The organism is Tellurirhabdus rosea, assembly GCF_026278345.1.
GTDB classification, from domain to species: Bacteria; Bacteroidota; Bacteroidia; order Cytophagales; family Spirosomataceae; genus Tellurirhabdus; species Tellurirhabdus rosea.
In genome coordinates this window covers 1726936-1737881 of sequence record NZ_CP111085.1, presented here as the reverse complement: position 1 = coordinate 1737881, position 10946 = coordinate 1726936, and the positions used below count along the sequence as shown (strand labels likewise).

Here is a 10946-nt window from a genome sequence, read left to right as displayed (position 1 = left end):
CTCTTTTCATAACTCTTTTAAAAAGGTTCGTTTCTTGCCTTCGACTGCTCCGAGCCGTTTTTTGAAAAGCGTGACGCCGTCGCTGACCGAAGTTCCCAGGTCGAGGACCGGGATGCGCTGCTGCTGGCAGTATTCGTACAGCGACTCCACCAACTGCACCGTGGGGCTGTAGGACAGAAAATCGGCGTGGTCGGCTCCCTGAAAGTGATACAACACCTCGTCCGAAACCCGGATGCCGATGGAAGCCGCCGCCAGTCGGTCGTCCCGCCAGACGGCAAACACCGTGGTCTCGCCCGGAAAACGGCTCAGCAGATGGCCTAGCTGAACGGCGGTAATCGTCATCCGGTAATTTTTACGAAGCCGCGCCGCCCGGATAAAGGCAAACAGTTGCCCGACATCCGGCGTCTGCCAGATCTCACTCCGAAAGCCGTCCCGCCTGCTTTTTCGAAGTTTATGGCGCTCAAACGAATGGAGCCGACTCACAAACGGCGCGTCCGAAACGGGCAGGTGGTGGGTGGGCGTTTGCGCCAGCACCCGAAAACCGTTGTCTTCCAGCATCGTCTCCAGTCGCTTCAGAAACGCGGGGCCGTAACAGGCGGGCGGATTGGTGAGCCGGATGCGCCGGACGGGAATCTGCCGGGCCGTTTGCAGCACAAATTCCAGAAAATCGTGCAGGTCCCGGTCGGAAAGCGCGTCGGCAAATTCAATGGTCCCGAACGAAGCCGCTCCCGGACTGAACAGCAGCCCTTCTTTTTCGAACAGGCCGCACCGGGCTACCGACAGCCCGCTGGCTCTATCGATCAGCCCGAAATAGTGGAGCGGGAGGTCTGTCTGCTGCAACAGGTGACTGGCTTGGCCAAACAAGTACGGCTGGCTGAAAAAATCCGGAATCTGTGCGGCTTCCGGATTGGGCTGATAAAGCAGAAAAGAAGAGCTCAAAGCCAGCGGCGTCTTAATTTTTTAACGCGGTAATTAATTGTGACGCAAAAGCAGAACATCCGTCTTAAAGACGCAAAACACCTGTTTGTTCTGCCATTTTTCTCTGTCTGAAGAAGGCCGGAAGACGCACCCAGGCGGGTCGTCTGTCCGGCTATTTTTTCTTTGCTTTTTTCGAAAGGCGGGAATACACGAGCTGGATAATTCCGTCTTTGAGGCCCAGGTCCGGGACCACGATGCTTTCGGCGCCGGCCCATTTCATCACCGAAATATAAATCTCTGCGGCGGGCACGATCACATCGGCGCGGTCGGCGTTGAGGCGAAGCTTGTTGATGCGGTCCTCGAAGCTGAATCCGGCGATGTAGTTTTTCATGCGCTCGATTTCGTCCAGCGTGGTCGAGTTGTCGCCCAGTTTGGGGACCAGGTTGAAGATTTTGTTGATGTTGCCCCCCGTTCCGACGGCCGTCACTTTCTGCGAACGGTCAATGTTTTCCTCGATCCACTGCTGAATTTTCCCCCAGGCGCCCTTGGTTTCCTTGCCTTCCAGCAGCCGGACCGAGCCGATCTTGAACGATTTGGAATTGACTTTCTGGCGGTTGACGTACAGGTTCAGTTCGGTGCTGCCCCCGCCCACGTCGATGTGCAGCGACTGCCGGTTGTCCAGCGCCTGCACCACCACGTTGTTGATCAGTTCGGCTTCTTTCTGCCCGTCGATGATGTGAATGTCGATGCCCGTACTTTGCCGGATGCGCTCGGCGACCTGGGGTCCGTTCCGGCATTCGCGCATGGCGGAGGTGGCGCAGGCCATGTAATCCTCCACTTCGTGCAGTTCCATCAGCAGTTTGTAGACCTGCATCAGCTTGGTGGTGCGGGCTTCGCTCTCGGGCGTAAGCTCGCCGAAGGTAAAGACGTCGTGACCCAGCCGGAGGGGAAAGCGGACGTACTCAACCTTCTTGAAGCTGATGATGTCGTCCACGTGCAGGACGGTGGAAATCTGTAAGCGGGCGGCGTTGGAGCCGATGTCGATAGCAGCTAATTTCAAGGTAGATGCAGGACGGGGTGATAAACAAACGGCCAAATATAAACCTTTTTGCCAATGTCGGCGGTCCGCCTCAATAGTATTTAAAGCGGGCTTTCGGTGAATAAAAAGCGGGTTGGCGCTTCACCATCAGTTGGTTTCAACGAAAAACCTGAGTATTATTCGCGGGTAATCCTGAACCACATCTCGTACTTTTACCTGTCGCCCAATGAATCTGTCCAAGTTAGTCAGTAGTCTGTTTCGCCTTCTTCTGCTGGGCGTCCTCACCGCGTTTCTATTCTTCCCCGACCAGCTGAAGATTTCCTTCATGTATCCCTACAGCGGCATCATCGACAATGTGTACATCCGGCTCGCCAAAGGCTGCCTGCTGCTGCTCTGGATGATCGAAGGGCTGCGGATTTATTATTACGGCATTGTCAAGAACGAAAAGGCGCCCCGCTGGCTCGGAAATGCCCTGACGCTGGGCGTGCTGCTGCTGATACTGGGCGTGGTGCTCGAAATTGCTTTTATGTTTGTGGCCCAGAGCCACGAAGGCAATACGACGCTGGCCTCCAAAGTCTGGTTCGAACGCTACTGGTGGCCGGTCAACGCCAAAGGCTACCGCGACGAAGAACATACCGATTCGCTCAACAAACAAAAGGTGCTGCTCGTCGGGGATTCGTTTGCGGCCGGGCACGGCCTGAAGCGGGTCGAGGAGCGGTTCGGCAACATTCTGGCCGAAAAGCTGGGGGCGAATTATGAAGTCTACAACCTCGGCGTGTCCGGCTCCGACACCCGGGACGAGTACCAGCGCCTGGAAAAATACAGCGTAAAGCCCGACATCCTCATTCTGGAATACTTCCCGAATGATATTGAAAAAGCGGCCAGCGAAAAAGGCGTGGTGCCGCAGGGTTTCCAGCCTTTTTCGGACCTGCCGGGTCCGTTCCGGACGCTTTTTGCCCGTTCTTATTTCCTCAATTACGTGTATTACCAGCTCCCGCACGGCGATTTTGCGCCTTATCAGGAATACGCCAAACGGGTGTACACCGACACCACCATTCTGAATACGCACCTGCGGGACCTGAAGCAGTTTGTGGATTACAGCCGCCGCCACAACGCCAAGATGTACGTCGTTCTGTTTCCGTTTTCGCACAATTTCGAACTGACCAAAGCTTACACCCGGCCCGTCGAAGCCTTTTTCCGGGAGCAGCAGATTCCGGTGCTGCAGGTTAGCGAACACATCGGCGACATCGAACCCAAAGACCGGATCGTCGGCCGCAACGACGCCCACGCCAGCCCCGTCGTCAACCAGCGCGTTGGTCTGGCGCTGCACAAGATGATGGCGGGCGACGGGCAACTGGCGAAGGAGTGAGGCGAGAAAAGGGCAGAAGGAAAAAAGGGGAAGGCTTAATCCGGCTGTGATTTAGCATGAATCGCAACGCGCCCCAACCTTTGCAGCCTACCAGTCTTCCCGGCCCTCGTATCCGTCGCGTAGCGATTTGACGGTTGTAGTAGCCGAATCCCGGCCCGCGCACTTGTCGCGTAGCGACCCAATATTTGTAGCCCTTTCACGTCAAACACGTGTATCCGTCGCGTAGCGACCCAACCCGTTACGGTTGGGTCGCTACGCGACGGAAAGGCTACGCCCGGTCTACTCTTACGCCTCGTTCACGTTTCCCTTCGTTTACGTTTGCTTTGGGTCACGTTTCCCTCGTTCACGTTTCCCTTTGTTCACGAGTTCCTTCGTTCACATTTGCCCTAAGTCACGTTGCCCTCATTTATGTTTCCTTTCACGTTTGCCCTGGGTCACGGTCCTCGTTCATGTTCTCCTCGTTCCGTCAACGGCGGCCCGCCCATCCATCATTCAAAATTCATTCGCCGCCGACTCTGCCCATCCATCATTTAAAATTCAACCATTCAAAATTTAACCGCAACGGCGGCCCGCCCGTCAACCTATCAATCATTCAACCCATCAATCATTCCGATTTCCACCACTCAAAATTCAACCTGCCTTTCGCCCCTCGTTTCCCACTTGTTTTCCCTCACTTCCTTTTGTATTTTTGCCTGATGCTTATCAAGAAAGACGGAGGGACTGGACCCGATGATGTCTTGGCAACCCTTTTTTTAATGTAGAATGAAAAATGAATGACTAATGAGCCACCTGCTTCATTATTCATTTTTCATTGTTCATTAAAAGAAAACGGTGCCACGTTCCACCCCGACCGGGGAGAGATAAGAGAAAGCTCCTTTTTCGCCTTTCTACGATAAGCCCCACGACCGTTTTTTAGAAAATTTTCGGGCACATTATTTGTCCTGTATCACAGGATTAGAACTGTTTTGCACTTGAAAAAGATAACCGACCTCCTCCGGAACCGCATTCTCGTCCTCGACGGCGCGATGGGGACGATGATTCAGCGTTACAACCTGACCGAAGCCGATTACCGGGGCGACCGCTTCCGCGACTGGACACACGACCTCAAAGGTAATAACGACCTGTTGTCGCTGACCCGCCCGGACATTATTCAGGAAATTCACCGGCAATATCTGGAGGCGGGTTCGGACCTTATCGAAACCAATACCTTCAGCAGTACGTCCATTGCGATGGCCGACTACCATATGGAGTCGCTGGCGTACGAACTGAACTACGAATCGGCGCGCATCGCCCGGGAGGTGGCCGAGGAATTTACCCGGCAGAACCCCGACAAACCCCGCTTCGTAGCGGGGGCGATGGGCCCGACCAACCGGACGGCCTCGCTGTCGCCGGATGTGAACAACCCGGGTTTTCGGGCCATTACGTTCGACGAACTCGTTGAGGCTTACTACGAACAGGTGGCGGGTCTGGTCGAAGGCGGTTCGGATGTGCTGCTGGTCGAGACGATTTTTGATACGCTGAATGCCAAGGCGGCGCTTTTCGCCATCGACAAATATTTTCAGGACAAAGGCCGCGAGTCGCTGCCCATCATGGTCTCCGGCACCATTACCGATGCTTCCGGCCGGACGCTTTCGGGTCAGACAACCGAGGCCTTCCTGTATTCCGTTTCGCACCTGCCGCTGCTGAGCGTGGGTCTGAACTGCGCGCTGGGCGCCGAACTGATGCGCCCGTACGTGCAGACGCTCGCCAAGGAAGCGCCCTTCTTCGTTTCGGCCTATCCGAACGCGGGTCTGCCCAACGAATTCGGCGAATACGACGAAACGCCGGACATGATGGCGGCGCAGATCGAAGGTTTTATCCAGGACGGTTTTGTCAACATCGTGGGTGGCTGCTGCGGCTCAACCCCGGACCACATCCGGGCCATTGCCCAGACGGCGGCCCGCTACCAGCCCCGCCCGTTGCCACCCGCCGAGCCGTATCAGAAGCTCTCCGGACTGGAACCGCTGAAAATCACGGAAACGACGAATTTTGTGAACGTCGGCGAGCGGACAAACGTGACCGGCTCCAAGGCGTTTGCCCGGCTTATCAAATCCGGCGATTTCGACGCGGCGCTGTCCGTAGCCCGCCAGCAGGTGGAAAACGGCGCGCAGGTTATCGACATCAACATGGATGAGGGCATGCTCGATTCGGTCGAGGCGATGACTCATTTCCTGAACCTGATTGCCGCCGAACCGGACATCGCCCGGGTTCCGGTCATGATCGACTCTTCCAAATGGGAAGTGATCGAAGCGGGCCTGAAATGCGTGCAGGGCAAGGCCATCGTCAACTCCATTTCGCTGAAAGAAGGCGAGGACGCGTTCATCGAGCGGGCCAACCTCGTGCGTCGCTACGGGGCCGCGGTGGTCGTGATGGCCTTCGACGAGCAGGGACAGGCCGACAGCTACGAACGCCGCATCGAAATCTGCGAACGGGCTTACCGGATTCTGGTCGATAAGGTCAAATACCCGCCCCAGGACATTATTTTCGACCCGAACATTCTGACTGTCGCGACCGGCATCGAGGAACATAACAACTACGCCGTCGATTTCATCGAGGCGACGCGCTGGATCAAGCAGAACCTGCCGCTGGCGAAAGTGTCGGGCGGGGTATCCAATATTTCGTTCTCCTTCCGGGGCAATGAGGTGGTGCGCGAAGCCATGCACTCGGCTTTCCTCTACCACGCCATCCGCGCCGGACTGGACATGGGCATCGTCAACGCCGGACAGCTGGCCGTTTACGACGAAATTCCGAAAGAACTGCTGGAACGCTGCGAAGACGTGCTGCTCAACCGCCGCTCCGATGCGACCGAACGCCTGGTCGAGTTCGCCGAAACCGTGAAGGCCAAGGGCAAGGAAATCGTGCAGGACGAAAGCTGGCGGGGCGAGTCGGTGCAGGAACGGCTAAAACATGCCCTCATCAAAGGCATTACCGATTACATTGACCAGGACATCGAAGAGGCCCGGCACCAGTACGCCCGCCCGCTGCACGTGATCGAAGGTCCGCTGATGGACGGCATGAACGTGGTCGGCGACCTGTTTGGAGCCGGAAAAATGTTTCTGCCGCAGGTCGTGAAATCGGCCCGGGTGATGAAAAAGGCCGTGGCTTACCTGACGCCGTTCATCGAAGCCGAGAAGTCGGGCGATGCGCAGGCGGCCGGAAAAATTCTGCTGGCGACCGTCAAAGGCGACGTGCACGACATCGGCAAGAACATCGTCGGCGTGGTGCTCGGCTGTAACAACTACGAAATCATTGACCTGGGCGTGATGGTGCCAACCCAGAAAATTCTGGACGAAGCCCGCAGGCAAAACGTGGACATCATCGGCCTGAGCGGCCTGATTACGCCTTCGCTGGACGAAATGGTCGGCGTGGCGAAGGAAATGGAGCGCCAGGGCTTCACGATGCCGCTGCTGATTGGCGGAGCGACCACCTCCCGGATTCATACCGCCGTGAAAATCGACCCGCATTATTCGGGACCGGTCATTCACGTCCTCGACGCCAGCCGGAGCGTACCCGTGGCGGGCCGTCTGGTCAGTGAAAGCGAGGTGACGCGGGAAGTTATTTTTAAGGAAATCAAAACGGAATACGCCCGTCTGCGCGAGGAGCACGCCCGGCGGCAGCGCGACAAAACGCTGCTGTCCATCGACAAGGCCCGCGCCAACCGGACCGCCATCGACTGGACGGAGTTTGAGCCGGTGAAGCCCGCATTCCTCGGCAACCGCCATTTCCACGATTACCCGCTGGCCGAGATTGCGAAATACATTGACTGGACGCCGTTCTTCCAGACCTGGCAACTGCACGGCAAGTACCCGAGCATTTTCAACGATGTCACGGTAGGGGACGAGGCGAAAAAGCTGTTTGACGATGCGCAGAAGCTGCTTCAGGAAATTATCGACAACAAGCTTCTGAAAGCCAAAGCAGTCGTTGGTTTCTTCCCGGCCAACTCGACGGACGACGACGTGCTGCTGCACGAGTTTGAGGCAATTACCCGCGAGACTTCCTGCGAGCGCCACGGCTCGCACACGCACATCGAGTACAAGCTGAGTCGTGCCCACGGCCTTCAGCCCGTGACGGCCTCGCCCGGCGAATTGCTTTACGATACCAAAACCGTGCTGCATTTTCTGCGCCAGCAGAACCAGAAGGCACCGGGCCTCCCCAACTACAGCCTCGCCGATTTTGTGGCTCCGCTCGACAGTGGCCGGGAGGATTATATCGGTGGATTTGCCGTGACGGCAGGCATCGGCATTGAAACCCTGCTCGAACGGTACGAGAAGGACCATGACGATTACAGCAGCATCATGGTCAAGGCCCTGGCCGACCGACTGGCCGAGGCGTTTGCCGAACTGATGCACGAGCGCGTCCGCAAGGAGTTCTGGCCTTACGCGTCCGGCGAAAAGCTGACGAACGAGCAACTCATCAAGGAGGAGTACGAAGGCATCCGGCCGGCACCGGGCTATCCCGCCTGTCCGGACCATACGGAAAAGGCCACGCTGTTCAGCCTGCTGGAATGCGAGCAGATCGGCATCGAACTAACGGAGAGTTTTGCGATGTACCCCGCCTCGTCGGTGAGCGGCTTCTACTTCTCGCACCCGCAGTCGCGGTATTTTGCGGTGGGCAAAATCACGAGGGACCAGGTACTGGACTACGCCCGCCGGAAAGACATGCCCGTCGAGGACGTAGAGCGGTGGCTGGCGCCGGTGCTGGGGTATTGAGGGGCTGAATACGTATAAACCTGCGGGGCTCCGCCAATAAGCTTATTGGCGGAGCCCCGCAGGTTTATGGAAGCTTAAATTCAAACAACTTGCTTAAGTTGAACTCTTTAGCTAAGTAAATATAAGAAATGTTTGGGGCGTTGCGTGGATTCATATATCCCCGAACTTCGCCCCCCAATTTTATGCCGGTGTTTCTTTCAATTAGGGCAAAATTGACGAAGAAAGTAGCGCGCCAAGGACTCTGACCACGTTGAATCAGGGGAATCTCAGACCCTAAACTACCAAAAGCAATTGCACCTTTTGTCCTAAATTCAACATCCTTGCTGAGGTGGTGAATAAGCATTCCAAAACCAAAATAGCCATCAAAAGTTTGTTCGAGATATTTGCCCTGTGAAACTGTGGTAGAGTTGGGTATGGTTGCTTCAGGGCTGCTGACATTTGTGGTCCGGTAACGTTCAATAACCTGATTTCCGTTGACAACGCGTCTGATGACTTCGGAATGAAAAAGGCCATAAACTTTGGTTTTATTAGACTCGCTACCGGTTATCCGACTCAATACATCAAAATAAAATCCAGTGTTATCAATAGCATAGTTGAGGGTATCGATTGGGGTTCGTCTTTCTACCAGTTGCTCTCCGTTTGCATTTTTTGGAAACGTGCGCATACTGGGGCGAAGAGTGTTATCCTGCATTAACGAAGGTACAAGAAAGGATCGACTGCTAACCATGCCCGCTTCCAGGCCCCAGGGACGCGCAACTGTATTTCTGAGATATTCATTACCCTTTACTTGCTCATATTTACTGTAACGTTTTACACCAAAGGCGTTAGGAAGAAATACATAAGCATCTGCGTAAAGTCGTTGCAGCGCTACACCATCCAACAGATTAAAATTAGAACCAAAGGAAACGCGATAGGGGTTAAAAGAAACTTCCTTTTCGATTATTCGAATGGAAAGAAGATTGTCCTTCAAATCAATCGGACTTTTTGTATTCAGACGCAATAATATGGTTCGTCCTGCTTGAGCAGTAGAGTGAATACTTATCGGGATTCGGGCCGCTTGGATGCCATTAGGGGAAAACGTAACCTCACTGGATGTAAAGGTATAGTCTTTGTCATTACCCGCCACCGCACTACCCCCTTCCGTATCCTGAATCTGAACAGAGACTGGAATTGTTAACTTACTATTGCCAAGATTCAAAAGGAGAGGAACGTCTATAATCTGTGTTTCGCTGCTGACTTCAACAGTTAATTCACGCTTGCTGAATTGAATGCTTCCCGGCTGCTTAGAAATAATTCGAAGCGTCATTAAGGCGTTCTCAATGACTGCCTGATGGTCGCTCATTGGCTTTAATTGAAGAACAATGTGCTTGTTAGCAGCTGTTGGCCGAACGCTTACGTGGACTGTCTGCTCTTTGGGACCATCGGGGTGAAATGTTACAGGTGTTGGTTCAATCGTATAATCTGTAGAGGAGGCGCTCCCCTCGCGGGAATCTGTCAACGACACAGTAACGGGACGATTAATTTGACCTTCTAATTTGATCGGTACAGCCACGCTTTTTTCTGTCGTGCTCTCGGTTAAAATTGTTTCACTTTCTCTTGAGGCAAATTTTATTCTAGCCAAAGGCTGTGCTGTTTCATCTCCTGTTTCCAAAATACCTGTCTTTTGTGGCACTATAGAAAGCTGAATAAGGCGTTGGGTAACCTTTACTCGCTTGTTTGAGGTGGTTAGTTCGAGCAAGATGCGACCGCGGGAAGCCTTTCTGCTAACTGTAATTAAAACAGGAAGCTTTGTGGCACTGCCCTTTTGGAGTTTATACTGCTGCGTCTGAAAACTATAATCTTGTCCCAGCCTAGCTGTACCGTTACGCGTATCGGTTACAGTAACTGTGAAAGGATTATCGCTCAAGGTCCCGGAGAAAGTAATAAAAACTATATGTTGCCGGTCCTCCAAAGGATGGGCAGTTAAAGTCTTTTCCGATAATTCAAACTGTACCGTTCCTTGCTGAGCTTTGCCAAGGAGGCAAAGTGAGAAAAAATATAAAAAAACAGTAAATGTTCTCATGGATGATAAGCAGTGTTAAGAATAGTACAGAATAAGAAAGCATAGATCACAATCCAGAGCGGTCGATAACTGTAGAAGAGAAGTGCAGATGGTCCATTAACTTCACTACCACCCCCTCAAACCGCTCCGCCACCTTCTCGGCGTAGACAAAGAGGAATTCCATTTCGCAGCGGAAAAACGGGTCGTAAAATCGCGCGTGGCCCGTTCCCTCGAATGGATTGAAGGCGCCCAGCATCTTCAGCAGATCCGCCGCGTGATGCTTCACCGTGGCTGTGGCGACGGCGACCGTCCGGCCTTGCAGCCGGTGCAGAGCAAAGGTCGCAAGGGCGAGATTCAACCCTGTCTGTCGGTTGCAAAGTGCTTTATCGACGGCCCAGCCGCCCGGCTCCCCGACGGCGGTGTAACCGGCCTGGGCCGATTCGTCGATGAATTGCTGGATGGTCGTTTTGTAAAAAATCTGCTCGGTCCGGTTCATTCGCTCCAGCACTTTGGCGAAGCCAAACTCGTCTACCGGCGTCCCGGCGACATAGAACGGCACCCGCATGACTCCCATCGTCAGGCCCTGCGGATTCCGGGTGACGAGGTGCCAGGCCCGGTAATCCAGCGTCGAACGGTGGCGTCCTGTCAGGTCGAGGGCCGTTGGGGGAAGGGCTTCGTCCTGCACGTAGATGCGCCCCCGGAACCGTTGTATCTCGTCAATCGTGCTTTCATAATCCGGCACGCGCAGACTCCCCAGCGCCTCCGGAAGCAGGCCCCAGCGGGGCGGAACAAGGTGTAGGTTCATAGCCGTACCCACGGGGGGGAGCCCGT

The 10946-nt window shown here is 54.6% G+C and carries 6 protein-coding genes and 1 riboswitch; of the genes, 2 read left to right on the top strand and 4 right to left on the bottom strand.

What is annotated here, in order from left to right:
* Window positions 1–6: 6 nt before the first annotated feature.
* Together ORG26_RS07265 and ORG26_RS07260 are read right to left on the bottom strand one after the other, a co-directional pair.
* The gene (locus ORG26_RS07265) at window positions 7–939 is read right to left on the bottom strand and encodes a GNAT family N-acetyltransferase (protein WP_266368049.1); all 933 of its coding nucleotides are present in this window, start codon (window positions 937–939) and stop codon (window positions 7–9) included.
* A gap of 151 nt (window positions 940–1090) precedes the next feature.
* Entirely contained in the window at window positions 1091–1978 is an 888-nt protein-coding gene (locus ORG26_RS07260; RefSeq protein WP_266368048.1) for a Ppx/GppA phosphatase family protein, read from the bottom strand.
* A gap of 205 nt (window positions 1979–2183) precedes the next feature.
* Here ORG26_RS07260 and ORG26_RS07255 point away from each other — a divergent pair, with 205 nt between their 5' ends.
* Both ORG26_RS07255 and metH read left to right on the top strand, forming a co-directional pair.
* A complete protein-coding gene (locus ORG26_RS07255; protein WP_266368046.1) occupies window positions 2184–3326 on the top strand; it encodes an SGNH/GDSL hydrolase family protein in 1143 nt (380 codons plus the stop codon).
* A 696-nt stretch (window positions 3327–4022) separates the two neighbouring features.
* A riboswitch (SAM riboswitch) is annotated at window positions 4023–4193 on the top strand.
* Between the two features lie 104 nt (window positions 4194–4297).
* Complete coding sequence (gene metH, locus ORG26_RS07250) at window positions 4298–8074, top strand: methionine synthase (protein WP_266368044.1); 3777 nt, start codon at window positions 4298–4300, stop codon at window positions 8072–8074.
* Between the two features lie 64 nt (window positions 8075–8138).
* Here metH and ORG26_RS07245 read toward each other — a convergent pair whose 3' ends face one another.
* The gene (locus ORG26_RS07245; protein ID WP_266368043.1) at window positions 8139–10136 is read right to left on the bottom strand and encodes a Calx-beta domain-containing protein; all 1998 of its coding nucleotides are present in this window, start codon (window positions 10134–10136) and stop codon (window positions 8139–8141) included.
* Window positions 10137–10182: 46 nt separating this feature from the next.
* Window positions 10183–10920, bottom strand: coding sequence for a hypothetical protein (locus tag ORG26_RS07240; protein ID WP_266368041.1), 738 nt, complete (start codon window positions 10918–10920; stop codon window positions 10183–10185).
* Window positions 10921–10946 lie beyond the last annotated feature (26 nt).

What these genes read in the sequence shown, in the direction of transcription:
- ORG26_RS07255 (WP_266368046.1), top strand. Translation starts at nt 2,184, where the DNA reads ATGAATCTGTCCAAGTTAGTCAGTAGTCTGTTTCGCCTTCTTCTGCTG.
- ORG26_RS07240 (WP_266368041.1), bottom strand. Translation starts at nt 10,920, where the DNA reads ATGAACCTACACCTTGTTCCGCCCCGCTGGGGCCTGCTTCCGGAGGCG.
- ORG26_RS07245 (WP_266368043.1), bottom strand. Translation starts at nt 10,136, where the DNA reads ATGAGAACATTTACTGTTTTTTTATATTTTTTCTCACTTTGCCTCCTT.